Source organism: Burkholderia sp. HI2500, from assembly GCF_002223055.1.
Lineage (GTDB): Bacteria > Pseudomonadota > Gammaproteobacteria > Burkholderiales > Burkholderiaceae > Burkholderia.
Window position 1 is genome coordinate 1,072,726 of sequence record NZ_NKFL01000004.1, and the last position, 13,545, is coordinate 1,086,270.

12 protein-coding genes are annotated in these 13,545 nt (G+C 67.5%); 7 read left to right on the forward strand and 5 right to left on the reverse strand.

Annotation, left to right across the window (positions count from 1 at the left end; genetic code table 11):
- The first annotated feature begins 27 nt into the window (after positions 1–27).
- Positions 28–489: a DUF3331 domain-containing protein gene (locus CFB45_RS39365; protein WP_373558410.1), complete on the forward strand. Its 462-nt coding sequence runs from the start codon at positions 28–30 to the stop codon at positions 487–489.
- A gap of 126 nt (positions 490–615) precedes the next feature.
- Here CFB45_RS39365 and CFB45_RS07670 read toward each other — a convergent pair whose 3' ends face one another.
- Positions 616–2,202 carry an acid phosphatase gene (locus CFB45_RS07670; protein ID WP_179255047.1) on the reverse strand — a complete coding sequence of 529 codons (1,587 nt, stop codon included), beginning with the start codon at positions 2,200–2,202 and terminating at the stop codon, positions 616–618.
- A 221-nt stretch (positions 2,203–2,423) separates the two neighbouring features.
- Between CFB45_RS07670 and CFB45_RS07675 the strand changes: the two genes are divergently transcribed.
- The 3 genes from CFB45_RS07675 to CFB45_RS07685 all read left to right on the forward strand — a co-directional run bounded on the left by CFB45_RS07675 (position 2,424) and on the right by CFB45_RS07685 (position 4,766).
- Positions 2,424–3,773, forward strand: coding sequence for a cytochrome-c peroxidase (locus tag CFB45_RS07675; RefSeq protein ID WP_089425146.1), 1,350 nt, complete (start codon positions 2,424–2,426; stop codon positions 3,771–3,773).
- 124 nt (positions 3,774–3,897) lie between these two features.
- Positions 3,898–4,284, forward strand: coding sequence for a hypothetical protein (locus CFB45_RS07680; protein ID WP_089425147.1), 387 nt, complete (start codon positions 3,898–3,900; stop codon positions 4,282–4,284).
- A gap of 11 nt (positions 4,285–4,295) precedes the next feature.
- Positions 4,296–4,766: an NUDIX hydrolase gene (locus CFB45_RS07685; protein ID WP_089425893.1), complete on the forward strand. Its 471-nt coding sequence runs from the start codon at positions 4,296–4,298 to the stop codon at positions 4,764–4,766.
- Positions 4,767–4,824: 58 nt separating this feature from the next.
- On the opposite strand, the gene CFB45_RS07690 is transcribed toward CFB45_RS07685, so the two are convergent.
- Positions 4,825–5,277: a hypothetical protein gene (locus tag CFB45_RS07690; RefSeq protein WP_144025185.1), complete on the reverse strand. Its 453-nt coding sequence runs from the start codon at positions 5,275–5,277 to the stop codon at positions 4,825–4,827.
- A gap of 136 nt (positions 5,278–5,413) precedes the next feature.
- Complete coding sequence (locus CFB45_RS07695; RefSeq protein ID WP_089425149.1) at positions 5,414–7,123, reverse strand: glutamine--tRNA ligase/YqeY domain fusion protein; 1,710 nt, start codon at positions 7,121–7,123, stop codon at positions 5,414–5,416.
- 243 nt (positions 7,124–7,366) lie between these two features.
- Here CFB45_RS07695 and CFB45_RS07700 point away from each other — a divergent pair, with 243 nt between their 5' ends.
- Both CFB45_RS07700 and CFB45_RS07705 read left to right on the forward strand, forming a co-directional pair.
- Positions 7,367–7,576 carry an ornithine acetyltransferase gene (locus CFB45_RS07700; RefSeq protein ID WP_011351716.1) on the forward strand — a complete coding sequence of 70 codons (210 nt, stop codon included), beginning with the start codon at positions 7,367–7,369 and terminating at the stop codon, positions 7,574–7,576.
- Between the two features lie 178 nt (positions 7,577–7,754).
- Positions 7,755–8,309 carry an RBBP9/YdeN family alpha/beta hydrolase gene (locus CFB45_RS07705; protein ID WP_089425150.1) on the forward strand — a complete coding sequence of 185 codons (555 nt, stop codon included), beginning with the start codon at positions 7,755–7,757 and terminating at the stop codon, positions 8,307–8,309.
- A gap of 94 nt (positions 8,310–8,403) precedes the next feature.
- Here the strand turns inward: CFB45_RS07705 and CFB45_RS07710 are convergent, their stop codons facing one another.
- A complete protein-coding gene (locus CFB45_RS07710; protein WP_089425151.1) occupies positions 8,404–9,624 on the reverse strand; it encodes a CaiB/BaiF CoA transferase family protein in 1,221 nt (406 codons plus the stop codon).
- A gap of 248 nt (positions 9,625–9,872) precedes the next feature.
- On the opposite strand from CFB45_RS07710, the gene alaS reads away from it, so the two are divergent.
- Positions 9,873–12,497 (forward strand): alanine--tRNA ligase, encoded by a 2,625-nt coding sequence (gene alaS / locus CFB45_RS07715; protein ID WP_089425152.1) that lies wholly within the window; start codon positions 9,873–9,875, stop codon positions 12,495–12,497.
- A gap of 129 nt (positions 12,498–12,626) precedes the next feature.
- On the opposite strand, the gene CFB45_RS07720 is transcribed toward alaS, so the two are convergent.
- Positions 12,627–13,541, reverse strand: a complete 915-nt coding sequence (locus CFB45_RS07720) for a LysR family transcriptional regulator (RefSeq protein ID WP_089425153.1) — start codon at positions 13,539–13,541, stop codon at positions 12,627–12,629.
- Positions 13,542–13,545 lie beyond the last annotated feature (4 nt).

Here is a 13,545-nt window from a genome sequence, read left to right on the forward strand (position 1 = left end):
GTGCAGGTGCTCGCGTATTCGGACGAGATGCTGATCGTGCGCTGGCTCGCGCCGGGCGGCGCGGAACAGCGCTGGGCGCCGGCGTGTGCGCTGCGCTCGGGCCGCTGCGCGCTGTCCGGCGAGAAGATCGTCTGCGGCGACGCCGTGTTCAGCCCGCGCGGGCGGGCGCCATTCGAATCGAAAGCGATGATCCTGGCGGCGGCGCTCGACCGTCCGCGCGTGTCGACGGTTCGCCCGCACGTCCAGGTGCTCGAGCGCTCGGCGCAGCTGCTGGTGGTGCGCTGGGTCGAGCCGGGGCGTGCGCATTTCGGCGAGCAGCACTGGAAACCGGGGCGTGCGCGGCAAGCCGGTGTCTGCGTGCTGTCGGGCGCGCGGATCGCGTGCGGGGACGACGTGTTCCGCCCGAGTGGGCGCCCGACGCCGCCGAATGCGCGCGCGATGATCCTGGCCATCGCACTCGATACCGCCGGGCTGAAGCACGGCGGGTGATGCGACGCGCACGTGCCGATGTTCGCATGGGTGCGTTTGCGCCATGACACAGGGCGGCCGAAGCCGCCCTGTGTCATGAGGTGGCCGGCATCGCGCCGGCCGGTTCATTGCAGTGCCGCCAACCCGTTACAGGTTCGGCGACAGTTGCAGCGCGTTCGTCAGGTCGCCCATCGGCTGCCCGCCGTTGGCCTTCAGCGCGTCGTCGCGCTGTTGCAGGCCCGCGAGGCGCGGCAGCGAGAAGCGGCGCGTGATGAAGCGCAGGATCGAACCCGTGTCGTACTGCGTATGGTCGACGAAGCCCTTCTTCGCGTACGGCGACACGATCAGCGCCGGGATGCGGGTGCCCGGGCCCCAGCGGTCGGCATTCGGCGGCGCGGCATGATCCCAGAAGCCGCCGTTTTCGTCGTACGTGACGACCACGACCATGTTCTTCCACTGCGGGCTTGCCTGCAGGTGCGCGATCACGTCGGCGATGTGCTGGTCGCCCGACGTGACGTCCGTGTAGCCCGGGTGCTCGTTCAGGTTGCCCTGCGGCTTGTAGAACGTGACCTGCGGCAGCGTGCCCGCATCGATCGCCTTGATGAACTCGGCGCCGTTCGCGCCGCCGTCGAGCAGGTGCTGCGCGCGGCTTGCGGTGCCCGGCGCCTGGTTCGCGAAGTAGTTGAACGGCTGGTGGTGCGGCTGGAAGTTCGGCGTCGACAGGTCGGCACCGTAGATCACGTTCGACGTGCCGTTCTGGCTCGCCTGCAGCGCCTGGCCCCACGCGCCGCTGTACCACGCCCACGACACGCCCGCGTTGGTCATCAGGTCGCCGATGTTGGTCGCCGTCTGCGGCGGCATCGTCGACGGATTGGCCGGGTCGGCGAGCAGCGGGTCGCCGCCCGTAGCCGCCTTGTTGCCGCTCGGCTGATACGCCGGCTGCATCGTGTTGATGCCGTAGAAGTCGGGCGTCAGCGCACCGTCGTTGACGAACTTCGGCGGGCCGCTCAGCGCGGAGGCCGGCGAGTTCGTCGCGACCTTCAGCGACTTGCCGTCGGCGTTCAGCACGGCGATCTTGCCGGCCGCCGGGCTCTTGTCAGCGTTCGCATAGAACGGCGCGCACGCGCAGATCAGGTACTGGTGGTTCAGGAACGAGCCGCCGAACGCACCCATGAAGAAGTTGTCGGCCAGCACGTACTGCTGCGCGACCTTCCACAGCGGCAGCTTCGACGGATCGGCGGTGTAGTGGCCCATCGTCAGGCCGCCCGCATCGGTCCACGCGGCATACATGTCGTTCTTGCCGCCGTTGATCTGCATCTGGTCCTGGTAGAAGCGATGCACGATGTCGCGCGTCGCGATGCTCATCGACTGGTTGAAGCCTTTCGGATCGTCGATCGCGAACGGCGTGTTCGGCAGGTTTGCCGTCATCGCCTCGGTCACCGCCGGCGTGATGCCGGTCGCGGTCAGGCCGCCCCAGATCTTCGGCAGCGTCGCCATCGTCGAGCCGTCGCGATCCTTTTGCACCGAGTTCGCGGCCGTTGCGTTCTGCAGGCCGTTCGCGCCGGGGAAGTTGCCATACAGGTTGTCGAAGCTGCGGTTTTCCGCATAGATCACGACAACGTTCTTGACGGCCGACAGGCCTTGCTGCGTGACATCGTCGCCGCCGCAGGCGGTCAGGCTGAGCGCGGCCGCGAGGGCGATCGGCGTATAGCGAATCCAGGCGTGCTTCTTCATGCGATGTTCTCTCTTTCGTCGGTTGTCGCGTGTGGGAACCGGGTTGATGTACGGCCGGTGCGGGCACTGCGAGGCACCGACCGGTTGCGCGCATTATCTGGAACCGATTTGACAGGCGGGTGTAGGGCCGCTTTCAATTGACTGTCGGTGGAACGTCATGCAACGGTCATGGAACTGACATAAGCTCCGGCCGATTGCCCACCGCTACAAGAAGAACGACGATGCACAGCCTTCTGAAACCCCTCGCGTTCGCGCGATCGTTGACCCCTGCCGCGGCCGCGCTGGCGCTGGCCGCCGGGCTCGCGGCGCTCGCCGGCTGCGATGCGCGGCCCGGCGCGACTACGTCGGCCGCGTCCGTCGTGCCGGCGGCGCAAGCGGCCCCGGCCGCTCCCGCGGTCGCGCCGGCCAGCCAGCCGCAGACGCGCGCGCAGGTATTCGAGGGCGTCAAGCAGATGACGGCGCTCGGCAAGCAGCTGTTCTTCGATCCTTCGCTGTCGGGCTCCGGCAAGCTCGCGTGCGCGTCGTGCCATAGCGCCGAGCATGCGTTCGGGCCGCCGAACGCGCTGTCGGTGCAGCTCGGCGGCGACGACATGCACCGCACGGGCTTTCGCGCGGTGCCGTCGCTGAAGTACCTGCGCGGCATCCCGCCGTTCAGCGAGCACTTCCACGATTCGCCGGACGAAGGTGACGAAAGCATCGACGCGGGTCCGACCGGCGGGCTGACCTGGGACGGCCGCGTCGATACGCGCGATGCGCAGGCGCGCATTCCGCTCACGTCGCCATTCGAGATGAGCAGTTCGCCGGCGAGGGTCGCGCAGGCGGTTCGCGCCGCACCTTATGCGGACGCGTTCCGCAACGCGTTCGGCGCTCACGTGCTCGGCGACGACCAGGCGACCTTCGACGCGGTGCTGCGCGCGCTCGACGCCTTCCAGCAACAGCCGGCGCTGTTCGATCCGTACACGAGCAAGTACGACGCGTACCTGGCCGGCCATGCGCAGCTCACGCCCACGGAGTTGCGCGGGCTGCAGTTGTTCAACGACGAGAAGAAGGGCAACTGCGCGAGTTGCCACGTGAGCCAGCGCACGCTCGAAGGCGGCCCGCCGCAGTTCAGCGATTTCGGGCTGATCGCGGTCGCGGTGCCGCGCAACCGCGCGCTGCCCGTCAATCGCGACCCGCGCTTCTACGATCTCGGCGCCTGCGGCCCCGAGCGCACCGACCTGAAGGGCCGCGACGAATTCTGCGGGTTGTTCCGCACGCCGTCGCTGCGCAACGTCGCGCTGCGCAAGACGTTCTTCCACAACGGCGTGTATCACTCGCTGGAGGACGTGATGCGCTTCTACGTCGAACGCGACATCCATCCGGAGAAGTTCTATCCGGTCGTGCACGGCAAGGTGCAGATCTACGACGATTTGCCGAAGCGCTACTGGCCGAACATCAACCGCGAGCCGCCGTTCGACCGCAAGCGCGGCGACCAGCCGGCGCTGAACGCGGCCGAGATCAAGGACGTGATCGCGTTCCTCGGCACGCTGACTGACGGATATCAGCAAACGGCCGCACCGGCCAAGCCGTAGAGGCATGCATTACAGCACGCATGCTATGCTCGCTCGCTGACGGGCGTGGTGCGTACCGGATGGCCGGCCCCCGGTTCGCCGGTATGCACCACGCCGTTCGATCGAACATCCAAGGAGAAAAAACATGTCGATGCGTGCATCCCTTTCCGTCGTCACGCGCGTGCTGGCCGGCGCCGCGTGCGCAGCCGCGATGCTGCCCGCCCATGCACAGAACAACCTGAACTTCCTGAACGACACGCCGATCAGCTATTTCAGCAAGACCGACCGCGCGTCGCTGTCGAAGGCGGTCGTGCAGGTGCGCGACGAAGGCAAGGACGGCGAGACCACGACGTGGCAGAGCAGCGGCCGCGGCACGCAGATCGATGCGAAGCTCACGCCGAGCACGACCGAGACGGACGGCAAGACCTGCCGCGAAATCGCGACCGAAATCACCGCGAAGGGCCAGACGATGACGCTCAAGCCCGTCTATTGCAAGACGGCCGCGGGCAAGTGGCAGCTGCAGAAGCGCTGAGCACGCGCGTGATGAAGCGGGGCGCCGCGCCGCGCACGGTGTCGTGCGGCGTCGTGATCCTCGATGCGGCCGGCCGCGTGTTCCTCGCGCACGCAACGGACACCACGCACTGGGACATCCCGAAGGGGCAGGGCGAGCCGGGCGAGACGCCGGCCGACGCGGCGCTGCGTGAACTGCTCGAGGAAACCGGCATCGTGATCGGCGCCGAGCGGCTGCTCGATCTTGGCCGCTTCGCGTACCGGCACGACAAGGATCTGCACCTGTTCGCGGTGCGCGTGGCCGACGACGAAGTCGATCTCGCGCACTGTACGTGCATGTCGCTGTTTCCGAGCCGCCGCGACGGCTCGATGATTCCCGAGATGGATGCGTATCGCTGGACCGTGCCCGCCGACATCGACGCGTATGCGAGCCGCAGCCTCGCGCGGCTGTTTCGCACGAAGCTGTCGCTCGCGGACTTGCATCGGCGGTTGATGGGTCCGTGACCTCGGCATGCATAAAAAAACCGGCGAAAGCCGGTTTTTTCGTTCATCCAATTCGTCGTCAATGGGTCACGATGGTCCATCGGTCCGTGTCGCGATGCTGGTCGAGCCCGATCGCTTCGAATTCATCGCGCGCCTCGCCTTTGGCGACGCCGAGATAGCGAAGCGCTTCGTTGATCGCATGGTCCGACACGACGAGCGGGCTAGCCACACGGCCATCCGAAAAGAGCACATGTGCCTGGCAGCCGCTGCCGCCAAAGAATTCGGCTTCGATATAGGCGAGTGCAAATTGCACACTCAATTGTTGGCACAGCGATAGAAGTGCGGGCGGCAGCACCGTACCGTCGCCGTCCGTAAACGGACAGAACGGGATGTCGTGAGCCTTCCGGAATGCAGTGTGGAGCGGGATCATGTCGATGTCACCGCGCAGGCGAACGACGTGCAGCCCTTGCGGCAATGGCGCGGACGAAAACGCGCCGGATCTGGCGACAATGGCCTGAAGCGAATATGCCACGGTAACGGTTCCTGACATGGAGTCCGGGGAAGGCTGCCCCGACGATCGGTCAATCGGGCTACGCATCGGTGCAGCCGTTGACCGCGAATGACGATCTGACCGGGCGCGTGCGTTCGGCCCTGCGCCCGACCAACAGTCAAGCCGGCTTGCCCCAGCTGTCGCGCAGCCCGACGATCCGGTTGAACACCGGCTTGCCCGGCTTCGAATCGACCCGATCGGCGACGAAGTAGCCGTGACGCTCGAACTGCAGGCGCGTCTCCGGTGCGATGTCGTCATTGCCCGGTTCGATGTAGGCCTGCACGATCTTCTTCGAGTCGGGATTCAGCGCCTCGAGGAAGTTCGCGCCGCCCGCGTCCGGATGCGGCTCCTTGAACAGGCGGTCGTAGATCCGCACTTCGGCCGGCTGCGCATGCTTCGCGCTCACCCAGTGGATGTTGCCCTTGACCTTGTACGTGTTCGCGCCTTCGGTGCCCGACTTGCTGTCCGGGAAGTAGTTGCAGTGCACGGCCGTCACGTTGCCGTCGGCGTCCTTGTCGAAGCCCGTGCATTCGATCACGTAGCCGTAGCGCAGGCGCACCTTGTTGCCCGGGAACAGGCGGAAATAGCCCTTCGGCGGGTTCTCGACGAAGTCCTCGCGCTCGATCCACAGCTCGCGCGAGATCGGGAACGTGCGCACGCCGCGATCCGGGTGGTGCGGGTGCACGGGCGCCGTGCACGCTTCCTCGAGGTCTTCCGGGTAGTTGTCGATCACGAGCTTCAGCGGATCGAGCACGGCGACGGTACGCGCTGCCTTGTCGTCGAGGTCGTCGCGCAGCGCGCCTTCGAAGATGCTCATGTCGATCCACGAGTCGATCTTCGTCACGCCGATCCGCTCGCAGAACAGGTGGATGCTCTCCGGCGTGAAGCCGCGGCGGCGCACGCCGACGATCGTCGGCATCCGCGGGTCGTCCCAGCCGTCGACGTGGCCTTCGGTCACGAGCTGCAGCAGCTTGCGCTTGCTGGTGATCGCGTACGTGAGGTTCAGTCGCGAGAATTCGATCTGTTGCGGCAGCGGGCGCGTGAACATGCCGGCTTCCGCGAGTTCGTTCAGCACCCAGTCGTACAGCGGGCGGTGATCCTCGAATTCGAGCGTGCACAGCGAATGCGTGATGCCTTCGAGCGCATCCGAGATGCAGTGCGTGTAGTCGTACATCGGATACACGCACCATGCGTCGCCGGTGCGGTAGTGGTGCGCGTAGCGGATCCGGTAGATCACCGGGTCGCGCATGTTCATGTTCGGCGAAGCCATGTCGATCTTCGCGCGCAGCACGTGCTCGCCTTCCTTGAACTCGCCGGCCTTCATGCGGCGGAACAGGTCGAGGTTTTCTGCCGGCGTGCGATCGCGGAACGGCGACGGCTTGCCGCCTTCCGTCAGCGAGCCGCGGTTCGCGCGCATTTCATCGGCGCTCTGGCTGTCGACATAGGCCTTGCCGCGCTGGATCAGCAACTCGGCGAACTCGTACAGCTTGTCGTAGTAGTCGCTCGCGAAGTACTGGTGATCGACCGCGTCCTTGCGCCAGTCGAAGCCGAGCCAGCGCACCGCGTCGACGATCGAGTCGACGTACTCGACGCTTTCCTTTTCCGGGTTCGTATCGTCGAAGCGCAGGTGGCACACGCCACCGTAGTCGCGCGCGACGCTGAAGTTCAGGCAGATGCTCTTGGCATGGCCGATGTGCAGATAGCCGTTCGGCTCGGGCGGAAAGCGCGTCTCGACGCGGCCGCCCCATTTGCCGGTGCGGTTGTCGTCGTCGATGATGTTGCGGATGAAATTGGAAGCCGCGGGGGCGTCGTTGCGTTCGGTGCTCATGCGGATGGCGTCAGGTTGTGTCGGCGCGTCGCGCCGGTTTAATCCTGTGATTCTACCTGACCGGGGTCCGTCCCGCGCGGCTTGCGGCATGACGGGGGCGGGTTTCGACCGATTATCTCGATATTGTGTCGGCTGTAACACGACGTAAATCGGATTGCCCGTGCCGTTTGGCGTTGCCTATGATGGCTTCACCAAATCAATGCCGCCGTTCGGGATGCCGCGCGGCGGGAGGACAAAAAAATCATGATGAAGAAGACCACGTTTATCGTTCGTACCGCCGTGATCGTCGCGGCCCTGTCGCAACTCGGCGCGTGCGCCATGACGCATACGCAGCGCAATGCCGGTATCGGCGCAGCCGCCGGCGGCGCGCTCGGCTACCTGGTCACGGGCGGCCCGCTCGGCACGGTCGCCGGCGCCGCGGCAGGCGGTATCGTCGGCGCGAACGTGCGCTGACCGATGACATGACGCGAGCCGCCTGCACGGCGGCTCGACGTCCGGTCGCGACGCTGCGCTCGACGCGTCCCGACCCCACGCACATCCTTCCGGTATCAGACAGGCAGCATCAGGGAGGAACGGGTGTGCGACACTGCGCCGACGCACCATAACGATTTCACCCGTCGACGCACTTTCCATGAGCCGATTCCCCGTTCTCGTCCTGCCGGGCTACGCCAATTCGGGCCCGCTTCACTGGCAGAGCCGCTGGGAGCGTGCCGATGCACGCTTCTCGCGCGTCGCGATGCCCGACTGGGACCGCGCGTTCCGCAACGGCTGGTGTCTCGCGCTCGATCGCGCGGTTGAGGCCGCGCGCGGGCCGGTGCTGATTGCTGGCCATAGCCTCGGTACGCTGACCACTGCGTGGTGGGCGACGCGCTATGCGCGCCCGGCCGCGCTCGCCAAAGTGCGCGGCGCGCTCCTCGTCGCGTTGCCCGATCCCGACGGTCCCGCGTTTCCGGCCGACGCGCACGGCTTCGGGCCGGTGCCGTATGAACGGCTGCCGTTTCCGACCTGCGTCGTCGCCAGCAGCGACGATCCGTATGGCTCGCTCGCGTTCGCCCGAACCTGCGCGAATGCATGGGGCAGCGCCTTCCACGACATCGGCCCGCGCGGCCACATCAACGCGGACAGCGGGCTCGGCGACTGGCCCGAAGCGCGCGGCTGGCTCGACGCGCTCGCCAATCGCGATTGAAAGATCGATTCACCGCTCGATTGATCGCGCGGGGCGGGGCGGCGGTGGAGGCCGCTGCCACGCCGGCCGTCCGCACCCGCACCACCTGCCGCGTTCAGATCGCCTGTTTCGCCCGCAGCGCGGCGATCTTCGCGTCGTCGTAGCCGAGCATGTCGCGCAGCACGTCGTCGGTCTGCGCGCCGAGCAGCGGCGGGGCCGTGCGTGCTTCGGGCGGCGTCGCGCTCATCCGGATCGGGTTGCGCACGAGCTTCGCGTCCGCGCCGCACGGGTGCGGCAGCGACACCTGCATCCCGCGCGCGACCACCTGCTCGTTGTCGAACACCTCGTCGAGATCGTTGATCGGGCCGCACGGCACGCCGGCTGCTTCGAGCGCACCGATCCAGTCGGCCTTGTCGCGCGCCTTCACCATTTCCGCGAGGATCGGCACCAGCGTGTCGCGATGGCGCACGCGCGACGGGTTCGTCGCGAAACGCTCGTCGTCCGCCAGCTCGGGCCGGCCGCCGGCCTCGACGAACTTGCGGAACTGCCCGTCGTTGCCGACCGCGACGATGATCCAGCCGTCGCGCGTCTGGAACGTCTGGTACGGCACGATGTTCGGATGCGCGTTGCCCCAGCGCACCGGCGGCTTGCCGCTCGCGAGGAAGTTGGTGTTCATGTTCGCGAGCAGCGCGACCTGCACGTCGAGCAGCGCCATGTCGATGTACTGGCCTTCGCCGGTCCGGTCGCGGTGCGCGAGCGCGGCGAGCACCGCGATCGTCGAGTAGAGGCCGGTCGCGAGGTCGGCGATCGCGACGCCGGCCTTCTGCGGGCCGCCGCCCGGCTCGCCGTCGCGCTCGCCGGTGATGCTCATGAAGCCGCCGATCCCCTGGATGATGAAGTCGTAGCCCGCGCGGTGCGCGTACGGGCCGGTCTGGCCGAACCCGGTGACCGAGCAGTAGACGAGGTCGGGCTTCACCGCGCGCAGCGAATCGTAGTCGAGCCCGTATTTCTTCAGCTGGCCGACCTTGTAGTTCTCGAGCACGACGTCGCTCTGCGCGGCGAGCTCGCGCACGATCTGCTGGCCTTCGGGCGTCGCGATGTCGACCGTCACCGAGCGCTTGTTGCGGTTCGCCGCGAGGTAGTACGCGGCCTCGGCGGTATCCGCGCCGTCCGCGTCCTTCAGGTACGGCGGCCCCCAGTGGCGCGTGTCGTCGCCGGCGCCCGGGCGCTCGACCTTGATCACGTCCGCGCCGAAATCGGCAAGCGTCTGCGCGCACCACGGGCCCGCGAGCACGCGGGTGAGGTCCAGCACGCGGATATGGCTCAGGGCACCCATCGTCGAATCGTCTCCTTTCATGGCTCGCCTGGTCGGGCAGGGCCGGTTGGCATGCCGAGCATCTTAAGGCGAATCGGCTGCGGCAGTGGCCCGGCGCGCTCGTCCGCGGAGGCGGGCCGCCCGTACGGCCGCGCCGGCTGGGGCGCCGGTCTGTATCGTATAATCGATCGTTTACGATAACTGCCGCCGTGCGTCCGCGAGGACGGCCGGCGTTTGAAGCCGTCTCAGCCAGACACTCCCCGCACGCCATGAAAGCTGCCGAAATCCGCGAGAAATTCCTCAAATTCTTCGAATCGAAGGGCCACACGATCGTCCGCTCGTCGAGCCTCGTGCCCGGTAACGACCCCACGCTGATGTTCACGAACTCGGGCATGGTCCAGTTCAAGGACGTGTTCCTCGGCACGGACCCGCGTCCGTACTCGCGCGCCACGACGGCGCAGCGCAGCGTGCGCGCGGGCGGCAAGCACAACGACCTCGAGAACGTCGGCTACACGGCGCGCCACCACACGTTCTTCGAGATGCTCGGCAACTTCTCGTTCGGCGACTACTTCAAGCACGACGCGATCAAGTTCGCGTGGGAACTGCTGACCACGGTCTACCAGCTGCCGAAGGAGAAGCTGTGGGTCACGGTCTACCAGGAAGACGACGAGGCGTACGACATCTGGGCGAAGGAAGTCGGCGTGCCGACCGAGCGCATCATCCGCATCGGCGACAACAAGGGCGCGCGCTACGCGTCGGACAACTTCTGGACGATGGGCGACACCGGCCCGTGCGGCCCGTGCACCGAAATCTTCTACGACCACGGCCCGGACGTGTGGGGCGGCCCGCCGGGGTCGCCTGAGGAAGACGGCGACCGCTACATCGAGATCTGGAACCTCGTGTTCATGCAGTTCAACCGCGACGCGCAGGGCAACATGACGCGCCTGCCGAAGCAGTCGGTCGACACCGGCATGGGCCTCGAGCGTCTCGCCGCGGTGCTGCAGCACGTGCACAGCAACTACGAGATCGACCTGTTCCAGAACCTGATCAAGGCCGCCGCGCGCGTGACCGACATCAGCGACCTCACGAACAACTCGCTGAAGGTGATCGCCGATCACATCCGCGCGTGCTCGTTCCTGATCGTCGACGGCGTGATTCCCGGCAACGAAGGCCGCGGCTACGTGCTGCGCCGGATCGTGCGCCGCGCGATCCGCCACGGCTACAAGCTCGGCCGCAAGGGCTCGTTCTTCCACAAGCTGGTGGCCGACCTCGTCGCCGAGATGGGCACGGCCTATCCGGAGCTGAAGGAAGCCGAACAGCGCGTGACCGACGTGCTGCGCCAGGAAGAAGAGCGCTTCTTCGAGACGATCGAGCACGGCATGTCGATCCTCGAAGCCGCGCTGGCCGACGTCGAGGCGAAGGGCGGCAAGGTGCTCGACGGCGAACTTGCGTTCAAGCTGCACGACACCTACGGCTTCCCGCTCGACCTCACGGCCGACGTGTGCCGCGAGCGCGGGATGACGGTCGACGAGCCGGCGTTCGACGACGCGATGGCGCGCCAGCGCGAGCAGGCGCGTGCGGCCGGCAAGTTCAAGGCCGCGCAGGGCCTCGAATACACGGGCGCGAAGACCACCTTCCACGGTTATGAAGAAATCGCGTTCGACGACGCGAAGGTCGTCGCGCTGTACGTCGACGGTTCGTCGGTCAACGAAGTGAAGACGGGCCAGGACGCGGTCGTCGTGCTCGACCACACGCCGTTCTACGCGGAATCGGGCGGCCAGGTCGGCGACCAGGGCGTGCTCGCGAACGCCGCGACGCGCTTCGCGGTAGCCGACACGCTGAAGGTGCAGGCCGACGTGATCGGTCACCACGGCACGCTGGAGCAGGGCACGCTGAAGGTCGGCGACGTGCTGCGCGCGGAAATCGACGCGCATCGCCGCGCCCGCACGCAGCGCAACCACTCGGCCACCCACCTGATGCACAAGGCGCTGCGCGAAGTGCTCGGCGCCCACGTGCAGCAGAAGGGTTCGCTGGTCGACGCGGAAAAGACCCGCTTCGACTTCGCGCACAACGCACCGATGACCGACGACGAAATCCGTCGCGTCGAGCAGATCGTCAACAACGAGATCCTCGCGAACGCGCCGGGCATCGTGCGCGTGATGCCGTACGACGAAGCGGTGAAGGGCGGCGCGATGGCGCTGTTCGGCGAGAAGTACGGCGATGAAGTGCGCGTGCTCGACCTCGGTTTCTCGCGCGAGCTGTGCGGCGGCACGCACGTGCACCGTACCGGCGACATCGGCTTCTTCAAGATCGTCGTCGAAGGCGGCGTCGCGGCCGGCATCCGCCGCGTCGAGGCGATCACCGGCGACAACGCGGTGCGCTACGTGCAGGAACTCGACGCGCGCGTGAACGAAGCCGCGGCCGCGCTGAAGGCGCAGCCGTCGGAGCTCACGCAGCGTATCGCGCAGGTGCAGGACCAGGTGAAGTCGCTCGAGAAGGAGCTGGGTGCGCTGAAGTCGAAGCTGGCGTCGAGCCAGGGCGACGAGCTCGCGCAGCAGGCGGTCGAAATCGGCGGCGTGTTCGTGCTGGCCGCGACGCTCGACGGCGCCGACGCGAAGACGCTGCGCGAAACGGTCGACAAGCTGAAGGACAAGCTGAAGAGCGCGGCGATCGTGCTGGCCGCCGTCGAAGGCGGCAAGGTCAGCCTGATCGCGGGTGTCACGCCCGACGCGAGCAAGAAGGTCAAGGCCGGCGAGCTCGTGAACTTCGTCGCGCAGCAGGTCGGCGGCAAGGGCGGCGGCCGTCCGGACATGGCGCAGGCAGGCGGCACCGAGCCGGCGAACCTGCCGGGCGCGCTGGCCGGCGTGAAGGGCTGGGTCGAAGCGCGGCTCTGATCGTCACGACCGATGTGATGCCGTCTCGTGGCGGCATCGCGTGAACTGAAAAAGACCCGATCGGCATCAGCCGGTCGGGTCTTTTTGTTGGTACGCCGGAACGATGCGTGCCGGCCGCCGCCCGGCGATTCAGGCCGGCACGGTGACCGGCGGCTTCGCCGCACCATCCGCCTGCCGTGCGGCCTCGGTGAGCACATCGCGCAACGCGGCCAACGCCGCCGATGCATAACCCTGCCGCCACGCGAGCAGCGTGTCGATGCCTTCCAGTTCGGGGATCGCATGCGCGGTGATGTTGCCGGTCTCGGGCTGCAGGTCGAGCACCGAACGCGGCGCGACCGCGATGCCGGCACCCGCCGCGACGCACGCGACGATCGCGTGATACGACCCGAGTTCGAGCACGCGCGCCGGCTTGACGCCGTGCCCCGCGTACCACTGCTCGACGTACTTGCGATACGTGCAGCCGCGCTCGAACGCGATCAGCGTCGGCAGGATCACGTCGCGCGGCGTGCGCACCGGCGGGTGGCCGCGCGGCGTGAGCAGCACCAGGTCCTCGCGGAAGATCGGCACCGTCTCGAACGTGTCGGGGAGCGTCTCCGGCGCGGGCGGGCGGGCGAACAGCGCGGCGTCGATCTCGAAGTCGCGCACGCGGTCGATCAGCCAGCCCGTCGTGCCCGTCAGCAGCTCCAGCGACACGTCGGGCCACGCATGGTGATAGCGCGCGAGCACGGTCGGCAGGCGGCTCGCGGCCGTGCTTTCCATCGTGCCGAGCCGCAGCCGCCCGCGCGGCGTGTCCTCGAGTATGGCGTCGCGTGCCTCGTCGGCGAGCGCGAGCAGGCGCTCCGCATACGGCAGCAGCGTGTGCCCGGCCGGCGTCAGCACGAGCCGGCGGCCGTCGCGCACGAACAGCGCCGCGCCGAGTTCCTCCTCGAGCTGCTTGATGCGCGTCGTGACGTTCGACTGCACGCGATTGAGCTTGGCCGCCGCGCGCGTCACGCCGTTCTCGCGCACCACGGCCCGGAAAATCGCCAGCGCCGCCAGGTCCATGATT